At 69.7% G+C, this 14,149-nt stretch carries 13 protein-coding genes; 5 read left to right on the forward strand and 8 right to left on the reverse strand.

Annotated elements, in window-relative coordinates:
- The first annotated feature begins 89 nt into the window (after positions 1–89).
- Together PARN5_RS0117830 and PARN5_RS23685 are read left to right on the forward strand one after the other, a co-directional pair.
- Entirely contained in the window at positions 90–680 is a 591-nt protein-coding gene (locus tag PARN5_RS0117830; RefSeq protein WP_018001133.1) for an NAD(P)H-dependent oxidoreductase, read from the forward strand.
- Positions 681–949: 269 nt separating this feature from the next.
- Positions 950–2,074, forward strand: a complete 1,125-nt coding sequence (locus PARN5_RS23685) for a Hint domain-containing protein (RefSeq protein WP_232419452.1) — start codon at positions 950–952, stop codon at positions 2,072–2,074.
- A 55-nt stretch (positions 2,075–2,129) separates the two neighbouring features.
- Here the strand turns inward: PARN5_RS23685 and PARN5_RS0117840 are convergent, their stop codons facing one another.
- Positions 2,130–3,074 carry a ring-cleaving dioxygenase gene (locus tag PARN5_RS0117840; protein WP_018001135.1) on the reverse strand — a complete coding sequence of 315 codons (945 nt, stop codon included), beginning with the start codon at positions 3,072–3,074 and terminating at the stop codon, positions 2,130–2,132.
- Here PARN5_RS0117840 and PARN5_RS0117845 point away from each other — a divergent pair.
- The 3 genes from PARN5_RS0117845 (at position 3,073) to PARN5_RS0117855 (ending at position 6,995) form a co-directional block, all read left to right on the forward strand.
- On the forward strand, positions 3,073–4,140 hold the full coding sequence (locus PARN5_RS0117845) for a LysR family transcriptional regulator (RefSeq protein WP_232419455.1): 1,068 nt from the start codon (positions 3,073–3,075) through the stop codon (positions 4,138–4,140). The two genes, PARN5_RS0117840 and PARN5_RS0117845, sit on opposite strands and share 2 nt — an antisense overlap.
- Positions 4,137–5,156, forward strand: coding sequence for an LLM class flavin-dependent oxidoreductase (locus tag PARN5_RS0117850; protein ID WP_018001137.1), 1,020 nt, complete (start codon positions 4,137–4,139; stop codon positions 5,154–5,156). The genes PARN5_RS0117845 and PARN5_RS0117850 overlap by 4 nt, the downstream gene beginning before the upstream one ends.
- 72 nt (positions 5,157–5,228) lie before the next feature.
- Complete coding sequence (locus PARN5_RS0117855) at positions 5,229–6,995, forward strand: monovalent cation:proton antiporter-2 (CPA2) family protein (protein ID WP_018001138.1); 1,767 nt, start codon at positions 5,229–5,231, stop codon at positions 6,993–6,995.
- Here PARN5_RS0117855 and PARN5_RS0117860 read toward each other — a convergent pair.
- From PARN5_RS0117860 to PARN5_RS0117890, 7 genes are all read right to left on the reverse strand, one after another.
- Positions 6,992–8,242 (reverse strand): ABC transporter permease, encoded by a 1,251-nt coding sequence (locus PARN5_RS0117860; protein ID WP_018001139.1) that lies wholly within the window; start codon positions 8,240–8,242, stop codon positions 6,992–6,994. The genes PARN5_RS0117855 and PARN5_RS0117860 overlap by 4 nt on opposite strands.
- Complete coding sequence (locus PARN5_RS0117865) at positions 8,242–8,931, reverse strand: ATP-binding cassette domain-containing protein (RefSeq protein ID WP_036744992.1); 690 nt, start codon at positions 8,929–8,931, stop codon at positions 8,242–8,244. The genes PARN5_RS0117860 and PARN5_RS0117865 overlap by 1 nt, the downstream gene beginning before the upstream one ends.
- Positions 8,928–9,374: a hypothetical protein gene (locus tag PARN5_RS0117870; RefSeq protein WP_018001141.1), complete on the reverse strand. Its 447-nt coding sequence runs from the start codon at positions 9,372–9,374 to the stop codon at positions 8,928–8,930. The genes PARN5_RS0117865 and PARN5_RS0117870 overlap by 4 nt, the downstream gene beginning before the upstream one ends.
- Before the next feature lie 57 nt (positions 9,375–9,431).
- Positions 9,432–11,216, reverse strand: a complete 1,785-nt coding sequence (locus tag PARN5_RS0117875) for an alkaline phosphatase (RefSeq protein ID WP_036744993.1) — start codon at positions 11,214–11,216, stop codon at positions 9,432–9,434.
- A gap of 108 nt (positions 11,217–11,324) precedes the next feature.
- Positions 11,325–11,894, reverse strand: coding sequence for a HutD family protein (locus PARN5_RS0117880; RefSeq protein WP_018001143.1), 570 nt, complete (start codon positions 11,892–11,894; stop codon positions 11,325–11,327).
- Positions 11,891–12,607 carry a response regulator transcription factor gene (locus PARN5_RS0117885; protein WP_018001144.1) on the reverse strand — a complete coding sequence of 239 codons (717 nt, stop codon included), beginning with the start codon at positions 12,605–12,607 and terminating at the stop codon, positions 11,891–11,893. Before PARN5_RS0117885 ends, PARN5_RS0117880 begins: the two co-directional genes overlap by 4 nt.
- Positions 12,608–12,615: 8 nt before the next feature.
- Positions 12,616–14,130 carry a DUF4118 domain-containing protein gene (locus PARN5_RS0117890; RefSeq protein ID WP_018001145.1) on the reverse strand — a complete coding sequence of 505 codons (1,515 nt, stop codon included), beginning with the start codon at positions 14,128–14,130 and terminating at the stop codon, positions 12,616–12,618.
- Positions 14,131–14,149 lie beyond the last annotated feature (19 nt).

Consider the following 14,149-nt stretch of genomic DNA (forward strand, 5'->3'; position numbering starts at 1 on the left):
GGCTTGCCGGAAAGCGCCGCCGCCGCCAGATTGCGGGAACAAGGATTTGCGCCCGCGCGCTCGGGCCCATGAAAGCAAGGACAGATCAGATGACCAAACCGAATATCGCCATCATCATCGGCTCGACCCGCGACACGCGCTTTGCCGACAAGCCGGCGGCCTGGCTGCTGGAAAACGTCTCGACCCGCGAGGACATGCGCTTCGAGCTGGTGGACCTGCGCGACTATGACCTGCCGCTGTTCAACGAGGCCGCCTCGAACCTGTGGATGCCGTCGCAGGACCCGCGCGCGGTGAAATGGCAGCAGAAGCTGGCCGAGTTCGACGGCTACATCTTCCTGACCGCCGAATACAACCATTCGGTCACCGGCTCGCTGAAGAATGCGCTGGACCAGGCCTATAAGGAATGGAACCGCAAACCGGCCGCGGCCATGGGCTATGGCGGCGTCGGCGCCGCCCGCGCCATCGAGCACCTGCGCGGCATCGCCGTCGAGTTGCAGATGGTGCCGCTGCGCAACGCTGTGCATCTGGGCGGCGGCGACTTTTTCAAGGTCTCGCCCCTGGGCGCCAATGGCCCGATGTCCGAGGTCGAGGGCAACCTGAAGCCCGCGCTCGACGCCATGCTGAACGAGCTGCACTGGTGGGCCGAGGCGACCATGGCGCAGCGCGCCAAGACCGCCTGATTCCCGAAACCACGATCTTTGCAGGGGCGGCTTGCGGGCCGCCCCTTTGCATGTCCGCGCTGAACGAAAAGCGAATTATCGATCAATAAATCTTAAAATTGCACGCATGCTGGTTTTGCCTCCCATAGATTATTCTGTTTTATCAATGTGATAATGTATATCACAGCACAACCGCATATTTATTTTGTCCAATTTGCATGGTTTTTCTTGCGCGTCCGGCAGATCTGCACCCATGCTGCGGTCGAATTGACCCCATGGATGAGGATGAAATGCCGACCACCTGGAACGCGCTGTATCTGGGCCGCGTGGCCCACGCGATGGATCCGCACGAAGGCGACAACAATGCCGAGAATGCCGGATCGTCCTCCTATGTCGGCCGCACCTTCGGCAGCAGCACCGATCCGCTTTACGCTCACATCCAGTCGGTCGAGACGGTGGACCGCTACGGTCCGAACGACCGCCAGGGCCAGCCGTTCCTGAACCAGGACAACCGCAACGGCACCGACCAGTTCCGCACCGACCTGGACGGCGACGGCACGCCCGAGACCTATGATTTCGACGCGGTCTCGACCTATAACGCCACCATCACCTTCGACGACGGCTCGACCCGCAGCGTGGCGGTGAACCTGTTCCAGAGCACGACCGGCGAGCTGTTCCTGGCGCCCTCGCAAAGTGCGGCGACCAATGCGGTGCTGGCCAGCGCGCCCATCACCACGATCCGGCTGAACTCGCTGGTGGCCAGCGGCAGCGAATCGGCCGGCCTGCTGACCGACCGGCCGCAGGTGGATTTCGTCTGCTTCGCCGCAGGCACGCTGATCCGCACCCCCGGGGGCGAGGTCGCGGTCGAGACGCTGGCGCCGGGGGCGCTGGTGCTGACCGCCGACCATGGCGCGCAGCCGATCCGCTGGATCGGCCGGGCCGAGATCGACCTGGTGCAGAGCCCGCATCTGCGCCCGGTGCGCATCGCCAGGGGCGCGCTTGGCGACGGCCTGCCGCTGACGGACCTGTTGGTCTCGCCCCAGCACCGGGTACTGGTGCGCTCGAAGATCGCGCAGCGCATGTTCGGCGCAGCCGAGGTGCTGGTCGCCGCCAAGCAGCTGCTGTCGCTTCCGGGCATCGCGCTGGCGGCCGAACTGGACCGGGTGACCTATGTGCATTTCCTGTTCGACCGCCACCAGGTGGTCTGGTCGAACGGCGCCCAGACCGAGTCGCTGTTCACCGGCCCGCAGGCGCTGGAAAGCGTCGGCCCGGCCGCGCGGAACGAGATCCTGGAGATCTTTCCCGAACTCGCGGCGCAGGCCGCGCCCGACCCGGCCCGGCTGCTGGTCGCCGGCGCGCCCGGCCGCCGCATGGCCGACCGACACGCCCGCAACGGCATGGCGCTGCTGAGCTGAGCGCATGGAAAAGGCCGCCGGATCGCTCCGGCGGCCTTGTTGCCTTCTTGGGCGCTCAGTCCAGCGGCCGCAGCCCGGCTTCGATCTGCGCCCGGCGCCCTTCCAGGAAGGGCGGCAGCGACAGGCTTTCGCCCAGGGTCTCCAGCGGCTCGTCCACGGCGAAGCCCGGCTCGTCGGTGGCGATCTCGAACAGGTTGCCGCCCGGTTCGCGGAAATAGAGCGAGCGGAAATAATAGCGCTCGACCTCGCCCGAACTCGGCACGCGCATCTGGTTCAGCCGCTCGGCCCATGCGTGGATCGTGGGCTTGTCCGGCACCCGGAAGGCGACGTGATGCACGCCGCCCGCGCCCTGGCGCGCCACCGGCAGGCCGGGCTGGACCGCGACGTGAAGCTCGGCCGAGGGGCCGCCCTCGCTCATTTCATAGACATGCACCGTGCCCTGCCCGTCCGGGCTGGCATAGTCGCGCACCTTGCGCATGGCCATCACATGGGTCAGCACCATGTCGGTCGGCGCCAGGTCCGGCACCGAGATGGTGATCGGCCCCAGCCCGTGGATCTGGTGCTGCGCCGGCACCGGGCTTTTCGCCCAGGGCGCGGCGGCAACGCCGGGCGCATCCTCGGTCAGGCGGAAGCGCTGGCCCTCGGGATCCTCGAAATCGAGGCTGGCGCGGCCGTCCAGCGTCGCGATCTCGCCCCTGGTCAACCCGGCATCGCCAAGCCGCCCGGCCCAGAAGTCGAAACTGTCCCGCGCGATGCGCAAGCCGGTGCGGCTGATCGAATGGGTGCCGCGCCGTTCCCGCGCCGCCGGCCAGTCGAAGAAGGTCAGGTCGGTGCCGGGCTGCGCCAGCCCGTCGGCATAGAACAGGTGATAGGCGCTGGTGTCGTCCTGGTTCACGGTCTTCTTGACCAGGCGCAGGCCCAGCGTGTCGGTATAGAAGCGCCGGTTGCCGGGCGCATCGGCGGTGATCGCCGTCAGGTGGTGTATTCCGGTGAGCTGCATGGTGCTCCTCCTTTCGTTGCAGCCAATATCGGCCTTGGCGCGCGTTTCCGCCACCGGACGGGTCGCGAACCTCGTGTTCGGCCAGATCGAACGGATGGGGCTTTCCGCAGGCCAGCCCGCACCCTATCTTCTTGCCATGCGCTATGACCTGAACGACCTCGAAACCTTCCTGACCGTGATGGAGCTTGGCACGGTGACCGCCGCCGCCGCGCGGCTGAACCTGTCGAAATCCGTGGTCAGCAAGCGGATCACCGACCTCGAGGCGACGCTGGGCGCGGCGCTGTTTCGCCGCAACGCCGGCCGCATCATCCCGACCGAGGCCGCGTCGCGCCTGGCCGAACGGCTGCGCCCGGCGCTGTCGGAACTGGTCGCGGCGGCCGAAAGCACCGCCTGGGACATGGACGGCGTGGCGCCGCTGCGCGGCAGCCTGTCCATCGCCGCGCCGATGAGCTTCGGCGTGCTGCACCTGGGCCCGATCATCGCCAGCTTCGCCGAGGCGAACCCCGAGCTGGAGATCAGCGTCGATTACGACGACCGCACCCGCGACCTGGCGCGCGAGGGTTTCGACATCGGCATCCGCGTCGGCAAGATGCGCGACAAGGCGCTGATGCAGCGCAAGCTCTGCGAGGACCAAAGCGTCGCCGTCGCCGCCCCCGCCTATCTGGACCGGATGGGCCGGCCGCGAACGCTGGCCGACCTGCGCGACTTCCAGGGCATCGGCTACAGCCATGTGCCGAACAGCCAGCTCTGGCAGTTCCAGGAGCGCGACCGCTTCGTCTCGCCGATGATCGGCGGGCGGATCTCGCTGAACAATGGCGAGGCGATCCGCTGCATGGCGATCCAGGGCCTGGGCCTTGCCATCCTGCCCGGCTTCATCGTCGCCCCGGCGCTGGCCGATGGCACGCTGGAGCGCGTGCTGCCCGATTACCCCACCCGCCGGCTGCCCATCGTCGCCGTCTGGCCCCCCGTCTCTCCCATGCCTGCCAAGCTGCGCCGGTTCGTCGACCACCTGGCCGCCGCGCTGAAAAACCCGCCCTGGCAGGCGGACATCAAGGAAACGCCATGAAGAAGATCGGATTCCTGTCCTTTGGCCATTGGTCGGACGAACCGGCCGCCGCCACCCGCAGCGCCCAGGACACGCTGCTGCAATCCATTGACCTCGCCGTCGCGGCCGAGGAGCTGGGCGCGGATGGCGCCTATTTCCGCGTGCATCATTTCGCCCGCCAGCTCGCCTCGCCCTTCCCGCTGCTGGCGGCGGTCGGCGCGCGCACGAAAAAGATCGAGATCGGCACCGCCGTCATCGACATGCGCTATGAAAACCCGCTGTATATGGCCGAGGATGCCGGTGCCGCCGACCTGATCGCGCAGGGACGGCTGCAACTGGGGATCTCGCGCGGCTCGCCCGAGCAGGTGATCGACGGCTGGAAATATTTCGGCTACCAGCCCGCCGAGGGCGAAAGCGATGCCGACATGGCGCGGCGCCACGCCGAGGTGTTCCTGAACCTGCTCGAAGGCAAGGGCTTCGCCCAGCCGAATCCGCGGCCGATGTTTCCGAACCCGCCCGGCCTCTTGCGGCTGGAACCGCACAGCCCGGGCCTGCGCAACCGCATCTGGTGGGGCGCGGCCTCGAACGCCACGGCGAAATGGGCGGCGCAGCTTGGCATGAACCTGCAAAGCTCGACGCTGAAGGATGACGAGAACGGCAAGCCCTTCCACGTCCAGCAGGCCGAGCAGATCCGCATCTATCGCGAGGCCTGGAAGGAGGCGGGGCACGAAGGCACGCCGCGCGTCTCAGTCAGCCGCTCGATCTTTGCGCTGACCGACGAACGCGACTGGATGTATTTCAGCCGCGGCGGGAAAGAGTCCGACCAGATCGGCTTCATCGACCAGACCCGCTCGATCTTCGGCCGCGGCTATACCGGCGAGCCGGACCGGCTGATCGAGGAGTTGCGCCGGGACGAAGGCATCGCCGAGGCCGACACGCTGCTTCTGACCGTGCCGAACACGCTGGGCGTCGAATACAATGCCCATGTGATCGAGAACATCCTCAAGCACGTCGCCCCGGCGCTCGGCTGGCGTTGACGCAAGGCGCCGCCGGGGCTTCACAGCCCGGCGGCGCACGCTAAGCTGGCCCTGCGCGAACAGGAGACAGCGATGGCCGTTACAGAAGTCGCAGCCGAGGCCGCCCAGCACGGCGCGCATGGTGCCGATATCGGCCCGGTGGTGGTGCTGCTGGCGGCCGCCGTGATCGCGGTGCCGATCTTTCGCAAGGCGGGCCTGGGCTCGGTGCTGGGCTATCTGGCGGCGGGGCTGGCGGTCGGTCCCTTCGGCCTTGGCTTCTTTCACGACCCCGAGGGCATCATCGCCGTCGCCGAGCTGGGCGTGGTGCTGTTCCTGTTCATCATCGGGCTCGAGATGCAGCCCTCGCGCCTGTGGGCGATGCGGGGCGAGATCTTCGGGCTGGGCCTGGCACAGGTGGCGCTGGCCATCGCGGTGCTGACCTGCGTCGGGCTGGCGCTGGGTTTCCCGGTCGCGGCCAGCTTCGTTTCCGGCACCGGCTTCGTGCTGACCTCGACCGCCATCGTCATGCAGATGCTCAGCGAGCGAAACCAGATGGCGCTGCCCAAGGGCCGGCGCATCATCTCGATCCTGCTGCTGGAGGACCTCGCCATCGTGCCGCTGCTGGCGCTGGTCGCCTTTCTGGCCCCCGGCGCCGAGGCGGTGACGCTGGCGCAGCGGTTCACGGGCATCGGCATCGGGCTCGGGTGCATCGCCGCGCTGGTGCTGGCCGGGCGCTATCTGCTGAACCCGATGTTCGGTTTGCTCGCGCGCTTCGGCGGGCGCGAGATCATGACCGCCGCCGCGCTGCTCGTCGTGCTGGGCGCGGCGCTGCTGATGCAATGGGGCGGGCTCTCGATGGCGATGGGGGCCTTCCTGGCCGGGGTACTCTTGTCGGAATCGAGCTTCCGCCACCAACTCGAGGCCGACATCGAGCCCTTCCGCGGCTTGCTGCTGGGCCTGTTCTTCCTGGGCGTCGGCATGGCGCTGGACCTTGAGGTGATCGCGCGGAACTGGGCGCTGATCGCGATCTGCGTGCCGGCCTACATGATCCTGAAGATGCTGGTGATCTATGCCGTGGCCCGGCTGTTCCGCGCCGGCCACGCCGAGGCGCTCGAGCGCGCCGTGCTGATGGCCCAGGGCGGCGAATTCGCCTTCGTGCTCTATTCCACCGCCATGCAGTTCCGCATCATCGACGGCCAGGAAAACGCCACGCTGACCGCCATCGTCATCGTCTCGATGGTGCTCACGCCCCTGATGATCATCCTGCACGACCGGCTGATGCCGAAGCCCGTGCCCTCGCTCGACGGGGTCGAGGCGGCCGACGGGCTGAATGCGCGGGTGCTGATGATCGGTTTCGGCCGCATGGGCCAGATCGTCAGCCAGCCGCTGATCGCGCGCGGCCATTCGATCTCGATCATCGAAAGCGACCCGCAGACCATCCGCGACGCCGACGAATTCGGCTTCAAGATCTGGTATGGCGACGGCGCGCGGCTGGATGTGCTGCATGCCGCCGGCGCGGGTGAGGCCAGCCTGATCCTCGCCCTGCCCGGCGACCGGCACGCCACCACCCGCATCGTCGAGCTGGTCAAGCAGGAATTCCCGCTGGTGCCGGTGATCGCCCGCGCCTTCGACCGCGAGCATGCAATGGAACTGGTCCATGCCGGCGCGGATTTCCAGCTGCGCGAGACGCTGGAAAGCGGCTTCGCCATCGGCCGCGAGGCGCTGATGCAGCTTGGCGACAGCGAGGAAGAGGCCGACGAACTGCTGGCCGAGATCCGCGAGCGCGACGCCCGACGCTTTGCCATGGAGGTCGCGGGCGGGCTCTTCGCCGGCCGCGACCTGCTCTTGAGCAACCGCTAGCCGCGCAGGCTGGCGACCGCCGGCTGGCGATAGGCGATCCAGGCCGGCAGCGCCGCCAGGACCGCGCCGACGCCCAGAAGCAGCGCGAAGGCGCCCGCGTCACCGGCCGCCCATTCCACCGGCAGCGCGAACCCCTGCCGCGCCGCGACCAGGCGCGACAGCTGCACCGCCGCCAGCCAGCCCGCGGCATGGCCCAGCAGGATGCCCGCGGCCAGCAGCACCAGCATCTGCGACCAGACCAGCACGAAGATCGCGCCGCGCGGGGCGCCGAAGGCGCGCAGCGCCGCGACCTGGCGCCGGCGCTGGCCGACATGGATCACCGTCACCATGACCAGCGCCGCCGCGACCAGCGCCTGCGCGCCGATGGCCACCGCCGCCAGCACCTGCCGCGCATCGCCCATCAGCCCGTAAAGCCCGGTCAGCACCTCGGCCGGGAACACCGCCAGCGTATCCGGGCGGGCGCGGTATTCCTGCCGCAGCTTGTAGGCGTCGGCGATGCTGGCGGGCTTGACCAGCACCGCCGGCAGGCCCGGCGTCTCGGCCCCATGCCAGCGCTCGTCCAGCGGCGCCGAGGCATCGACGTCACGCGCATGGTCGGAGTCGTCCTGCCCGGGCTGGGCCCCGTGCTCGTGCTCCTGCCCGTCCGCCATGCCATGCACGGCCCAGACCGAGCGGATGGGCACCAGGATGGCGCGGTCCCAGGCCGTGCCGGTGGGCTGCAAGCGGCCGACGACGTCATAGGCGACATCCTGATGCGCCGCGCCGCCATGCGAGACCGCGCCATGCGAGGGGGTGATGCGGGCGCCGATCTGCAGCGGCACGCGGGCGCCGATCACCGCCTCGCCCTGGTTTACGAACATGCGGCCGCCGGCAAAGGCGGGCACGATTTCCTCGACCAGCCGGGTGGTGGTGCCGACCAGGGGAATGTCGCCGTAATAGTCGCCGAATCCCACCGGCGCTGCCCAGGCCACGCGCGGGTCGGCTTCCAGTTCGGCCAGCACCTCGCCCGGCATCAAGGGCAGCGCCGCCGCTTGCAGGAAGACGGTGGACAGCGCCAGCTGCGTCTCGCTGCCCGGCGCGCCGATCACCAGGTCAAAGGCCGAGGCGGCGCGGGCGCTGCCCAGCCGCAGGGCGCGTTCCTGCAAGGTGACGCCAGTGCCCAAGGCCACGGCCAGCGCCACCAGCGCCACCATGACCAGCGCACCCGGCCAGATCCGCCGCAGGTCGGCCCAGATGAAGCGGCCCATCACGCGGCCTCGGCCAGGTCGGCGGCCACGACGCGGCCCCGCGCCAGCGCGATGCGGCGCGGCAGACGCTGGACCAGCGCCGGGTCGTGGGTGACGACGATCAGTGTCGCGCCGCTGTCGCGCGCCAAGCCGATCAGCAGCCCGGCGATGACCTCGCCGGTGGTGGCGTCGAGGCTGGCGGTCGGCTCGTCCGCGACGATGATGCCCGGGCGGCGCAGCAGGGCGCGGGCGATGGCCACGCGCTGCATCTCGCCGCGCGACATGGTCTCGATGCGCTGGCGCGGCCGGTCCAGCCCCATGCCGGCCAGAAGGTCGGCGGCGCGCGCGACCAGCGCCCGGTCGGCGGCCCGCGCCATGCGCGCCGGCAGAAGCACGTTGTCCAGCGCCGAAAGGCCCGGGAACAGGTGGAAATCCTGCATCACCAGCCCGACATGGGCGCCGCGCCAGCGGTCGCGCGCGCCTTCGGACAGGGCGGCGATGTCGGTCCCGCCCCAGCGCACCGCGCCGTGCGCGGGCCGTTCCAGCCCGGTCAGGACATTGACCAGCGTCGATTTCCCGGACCCCGAGGGCCCGGCCACCGCGACCATGGCGCCGGCGGCGATGCGCAGCTCCGGCACGGCCAGCGCCGGGCTGCCAAGGCCGGGAAACCGCACCTCGACCCCCGTCATGTGCAAGGCGGGCGCGGTCATGCGATGTCGTAACGCGCGCCGCGCAGCCGCAACTGGCTGACGAATCCGGTCTCGGGATCGGTCCAGGAGCCGCGCTCCAGCACGCCCCGCGCCTCGATCCGCTGGTTCGGCGGCGTGAAGGTGCGCTTGCGGTCCAGATAGACCACCAGGATATTGTCCGGCCAATCCGCGTCGGTCGAGCAGAACGGGCACAGCGCCATCGGGATCTCGGTCAGGACGAAGAACTGCGCCTCGGCCTTCAGCGGCGGCGCCATGAAGCCCTGCATGCGGACCCCCTGCCCGGTCAGCGCCTTGACCTTGTCGGAATAGACCAGCCCCAACGCGCTGAACGAGGCGTAGAGCTCGTCGAAACTCAGCGTGGCGGGCGCGGCATGGGCGGGCCGCAAGAGCGACAGCGACAGGCCGCCGGCGAGGCAGGCCCTGCGGGAAAGCGGATAGGTCATGCGCGACCCCTTCTGGTTAGGGACTGGCCTGCCCCCGCGGGGACAGGCCGAAAGGCGTCAGTTCTGCGCCGCCTGCTGCTTTTGCACCGTGCCCAGGGCAAAGGCGTCGGCCAAGACCTTGTAGACGTCGGATTGCTCCATGTAGCCCTTGAAGGCCTCGGCGCCCGGGCCGGTCGCCTGCAGCACGATGTCGTCGACGGCATGGACCGCGGTGTCGTTCTCGCGCGGCAGGTTGCCCTGGCGCAGCACGGCGCCGGGCACGTCCTTATAGGCCTCGTTCGCGACATAGACGCCGTCCTGCGCCTGGATCGCCGGGGTGAACGGGTTGTCGAGCTTGGGCCCGAAGGTCTCGTAGTAATCCGGGTAGTTCGAGGCGAAGATCGCCAGCGGATGCTGGACGTCCACGCTGTCCGGATAGCCGTCCCGGTCGGCGTCGGCATAGTCGGGGAAGCCCGCGTCGTCATAGACCCTGACCCGCTCGCGCATGTCGGCATCGGGCGCGGTCGAGCGGTCGAAAGTGCCGATCAGCGACACGCCATGGGTATGGTCGCCCGTCACCACGACCAGCGTGTCCGGGTTCTTGGCGGCAAAGTCGCGGGCCAGCGCCACGGCGTGATCCAGCTCGATGGTCTCGACCACGGCGCGGTCCCAGTCCAGCGGATGCGACATCTTGTCGATGCTGGCGCCCTCGACCATCAGGAAGAAACCCTCGGGGTTCTTCGACAGCTGGTCCAGCGCCGCCCGGGTCATGTCCACGAGGCCGGGCTGGTCGGGGAACTTCTCGACCGTGCCCTTCTTCAGCTGGTTGCGGTCCAGCCAGGTATCCATGTTGCCGGTGTGGAACAGGCCCAGGACCTTGCCGCTGTTGCTGCCGGCGGCGGCCTTCAGTTCGGCGCCCGTCGAAGCCACGGCAAAGCCCGCGTCGCGGAACATCTGGACGTAATCCTTGTCGTCCTTGCGCTTGGAGCCCGGCACGTCGGATTTCAGGAAATAGGCCGAGCCGCCGCCCAGGATCACCTCGGGCTGCACGTCGTGGATCATGCCGACGATTTCCTCCTTGTCGCCGCGCTTGCGGGTATGGGCGACAAGGGCGGCCGGGGTCGCGTCCTCAAGCTCGGCGGTCGAGACGATGCCGATCGACTTGTCGGTGGTGCGGCGCAGCGCCTCGGCGATGGTCTCGACGCGCGGGTCGTCCAGACTGTCGGGCGTGCGGTCGGCATAGACGCCAAGCGCGTTCACCCGGGCCTTGTGCCCGGTCATATAGGCCGACATGGTATTGGCCGAGTCGGTGGCGATGGAATGGGTGGACGAGGTGCCGACGAAGGCCATGTGGTCCAGGTCGTCCATCGCCAGCCGGCCGTTGGCCTTGCCGCCGGTCATGCCCTTGGACATGATCCGCGCCGCGGTGCGATGCGCGACCGAAAGCCCGTCGCCGACGATGAAGATCACGTTCCTGGCCTTGGGCGCGGTGGCGGTGCCATAGACCTCCCAGGTGGCGCTGCGGCTCTGGTCGCCGGCCTTGACCTCGACGGTATAGCTGCCCGGCTCGGCCAGGGTGACGCCGCGCAGGATCAGGGCCGAGCCCATGACGGCGCCGTCCTCGTCCTTTTCCTCGGCGACATATTCGGCCGGCTTGCCGAAGGCTTCCGCATAGGGCTTGCCATTGACCAGCACCGAGACCGCATCCTGGGGCGCGACGCCCTCCAGCTCGACCTTGAAGTCGAAGGGCGAGCCGGCCAGGATCGTCGCCCGGTCCAGCGGATAGATTTCCGCAGCCGTGGCCGACAGGGCGAAGCCGGTCAGCATGGTGCTGGCCGCAAGGGCGGCAGAGAGTTTGCGCATGGATGCCTCGTTCTGAATTGGGTCGGGCTTCAAAGCCCCACGCGGGCTGCCTTAGGCGGTTCAGGTGACGAGGATACGGCGGGACGGTGACGTCTGTGTGACGATTTCTCAGGCGCGAAAGATCTCGATCAGCCACAGGTCCGGCGCGGGGGGCAGCGGCAGCGCCGCCTCGGGCCCGTCGCAGAGCATGGCGTCATGCGGCGCCAGCGCCAGCGTCTCGCCGGCGAATTCCAGCGTGGCGTGGTCGGTCGCAAGCCACAGCCGCCAGTCGGGCGCCGGCCCCGGGACCGGCGATGCGTCCAGCGCCGCCAGCCGATGCCGGAAGGCGCCGCGCCGGGTCATCACGTTCAGGTCGGTGATCGGCCCGCCGATCAGCCGCGCCGCGCTTGGCACGTCGGCGGGAAAAGCCAGCGGCTCGGACCGCGGCGTCAGCCGGCGCAGCCCCTGCCCTTGCACCTGCAACTCGATGCCCGCGCCGGTCAGCACGGCAAGCGTCCGGTCGATGCCGGGAAACAGCGAGAAATCGCCGTCCTCGGTCACGCCGGCCATGCTGACGCGCCAGCCGAAATCGGCAAGGCCGGCGCCCTCGGGATGGACCGCGACCTCGACGGTCTCGCCGCGGCCGTTCTTCCAGGGCATGCGGCGGTGGTCGGGGCTGCGCAGGATGCGATGGCTCATGGCTGCTTTCCCGGCTCGGCCGGGCCTCCTTCGGTTGCGGCCCAGCGATAGCCGACGCCGGGCTCGGTCAGGATCAGTTCCGGCCGGGCCGGGTCGCGTTCCAGCTTCTGGCGCAGCTGGCCGATGAAGACCCGCAGATAGGGCACGTCGTCGACATGCGCCGGGCCCCAGACCAGCTGCAACAGCTTGTGATGCGTCATCACCCGGCCGGCATTGCCGACCAGCGCCGCCAGCAGGTCGAATTCCTTGGGCGTCAGCCGCAGGACCTCGCCGTCGCGGCTGACCTGGTGGGCGGCCAGGTCGATGACCAGCCCGCCCTGGCGCACCTGCTCGCTGCGGGCGGCGCGGCGCGGGCGCAGGCTGGCGCGCAGCCGGGCCAGCAACTCGCCGATGCCGAAGGGCTTGGCCACGAAATCGTCGGCGCCCAGGTCCAGCGCCATGATCTTTTCCATCTCCTGGTCATGGGCCGAAAGCACGATCACCGGAATGTCCGAGCGCAGGCGCAGCCGCTCGATCACCTCCTTGCCGTTCATGTCGGGCAGGCCGAGGTCCAGGATCATCAGGTCGGGCTCCTGCGCCACGGCCTGGGCCAGCGCCTCGGCCCCGTTGCCGGCCAGGCAGGTGTCGTAACCGGCCGCGACCAGGGCGTGGCCCAGGAAACGCTGGATCTGCGGCTCGTCGTCGACGATCAGGATCAGGCGGCGCTCTCCCATGGCCGGACTCAGGTGCGGGGCTTCGGGATCGGCAGGCGGATCGCCAGCGCCGCCCCGCCCGCGCTGCCGCGCTGCGCCGTCATCCGCCCGCCAAGCGCCCGGGTGATGCCCTTGCAGATCGGCAGGCCCAGCCCGGCGCCCGGCGGCGCGCCCACCGCCTCGTCCGAGGCCAGCCATTCCGCGATGGCGGGCGGCAGGCCGCGGCCGCTGTCCAGCACGGTCAGCACCAGTTCCTGCCCCTCGACCGCGCCGGTGACGCGGATCGGCCCTTGCGAATATTTCACCGCATTCTCGACCAGGTTGAAGATCGCCTGTTCCAGCAGCCCGGCCTCGGCCCGGATCATCGGCAGGGGGCCGGCTTCGGCGGTGATGCGGGCCTTGGGCCAGCTGCGCCGCGCCCGCGCCACCGCCGCCTGCATGGCGTCGCCGGCATCGACCCAGGCCATCTGCGCCGCGATGCCGGCTTGCAGGCGGGTCAGTTGCAGCAGCTTTTCGACATAGCGCGCCAGGCGGCCGGTCTCTTCCTCGATGGCGGCCAGCAGGTCGGCCTGCGCGGCCGGCGGCAGGGTCGCGCCCAGTTCGCGCAGCGTCGTCACCGCGCCGAGGATGGTCGCCAGCGGCGTCCGCAGGTCATGCGACAGCGAAGCAAGCAGCGCGGCCCGGGTCTCCTCGGAGACGGCGCGGCGGCGCTCGGCCTCGGCGGCCTCGGCCAGGGCCAGCCGTTGCAGCGCCTGTTCGGACTGGCGCAGCACGACCTCGATGCCGGTTTCGCGCCATTCGCGGTCGCGGCGGTCGGGGTCCAGTCGGGCATGGCCCAGCACCGTGCCGCCGCCATCGGCGTGCAGCGGATAGAAGCTCAGCCGCGAGCCGGCCCAGCCCCGCGCGGCGGCGAATTCGGCGCGGCGGCGGCGAAAGGCGATGTCGGCGGCGTCCAGATCGCTTGCCACCGGCGCATAGCCCTGCGGCAGCGCCGCAAGCAGGCGCAGCCCGTCCCTTTCGGGCACCAGCGCCACCGCGGGGCCCTGCGCCAGCTCGTGCAGGTGGCGCAGCGCGATACGGGCCACGTCCTCGGCGCTGGCGGCACCGGCCAGGTCGCCGCTGACCCGCGACACCACCTCCAGCGCGGCCGCCCGGCCCTTGGCGGCATCGACCTGCTCGCGCAAGCGCCCGGCCAGAAGCCCGGTCAGGCTGGCGGCCAGCAAGAACACCGCCAGCGTGATCAGGTCCTGCGGCTGGGCGATATGCAGGGTGAAATGCGGCTCGACGAACAGGAAGTTGAAGGCGGCGATGGCCCCCACCGCGCTGGCGATCCCGACCCAGAAGCCGAAGGCCGCCGCGCTGATCAGCACCGCCGTCAGGAACAGCAGGATCGAGACGTTTTCCGGCAGCAACTCGTGCAGCCGGTCGGCGGCCAGCGTGACCAGCGCCAGCAGCAGCGCCGCGCCCAGGAAACCGCCCAGGCGGGGCACGGTGCTCCAGCGGCGGTCGTCGGGCGGCAGGCGCGAGGGTTCGAAACGGTCCATATCCCGGATCTGGCGCGAT

Source organism: Paracoccus sp. N5, from assembly GCF_000371965.1.
Classification (GTDB): domain Bacteria; phylum Pseudomonadota; class Alphaproteobacteria; order Rhodobacterales; family Rhodobacteraceae; genus Paracoccus.

Excerpts from the sequence above, each read along its gene's own strand:
- PARN5_RS0117830 (WP_018001133.1), top strand. The coding sequence starts at position 90 with ATGACCAAACCGAATATCGCCATCATCATCGGCTCGACCCGCGACACG.
- PARN5_RS23685 (WP_232419452.1), top strand. The coding sequence starts at position 950 with ATGCCGACCACCTGGAACGCGCTGTATCTGGGCCGCGTGGCCCACGCG.
- PARN5_RS0117845 (WP_232419455.1), top strand. The coding sequence starts at position 3,073 with ATGGTGCTCCTCCTTTCGTTGCAGCCAATATCGGCCTTGGCGCGCGTT.
- PARN5_RS0117840 (WP_018001135.1), bottom strand. The coding sequence starts at position 3,074 with ATGCAGCTCACCGGAATACACCACCTGACGGCGATCACCGCCGATGCG.
- PARN5_RS0117850 (WP_018001137.1), top strand. The coding sequence starts at position 4,137 with ATGAAGAAGATCGGATTCCTGTCCTTTGGCCATTGGTCGGACGAACCG.
- PARN5_RS0117855 (WP_018001138.1), top strand. The coding sequence starts at position 5,229 with ATGGCCGTTACAGAAGTCGCAGCCGAGGCCGCCCAGCACGGCGCGCAT.
- PARN5_RS0117860 (WP_018001139.1), bottom strand. The coding sequence starts at position 8,242 with ATGGGCCGCTTCATCTGGGCCGACCTGCGGCGGATCTGGCCGGGTGCG.
- PARN5_RS0117865 (WP_036744992.1), bottom strand. The coding sequence starts at position 8,931 with ATGACCGCGCCCGCCTTGCACATGACGGGGGTCGAGGTGCGGTTTCCC.
- PARN5_RS0117870 (WP_018001141.1), bottom strand. The coding sequence starts at position 9,374 with ATGACCTATCCGCTTTCCCGCAGGGCCTGCCTCGCCGGCGGCCTGTCG.
- PARN5_RS0117875 (WP_036744993.1), bottom strand. The coding sequence starts at position 11,216 with ATGCGCAAACTCTCTGCCGCCCTTGCGGCCAGCACCATGCTGACCGGC.
- PARN5_RS0117880 (WP_018001143.1), bottom strand. The coding sequence starts at position 11,894 with ATGAGCCATCGCATCCTGCGCAGCCCCGACCACCGCCGCATGCCCTGG.
- PARN5_RS0117885 (WP_018001144.1), bottom strand. The coding sequence starts at position 12,607 with ATGGGAGAGCGCCGCCTGATCCTGATCGTCGACGACGAGCCGCAGATC.
- PARN5_RS0117890 (WP_018001145.1), bottom strand. The coding sequence starts at position 14,130 with ATGGACCGTTTCGAACCCTCGCGCCTGCCGCCCGACGACCGCCGCTGG.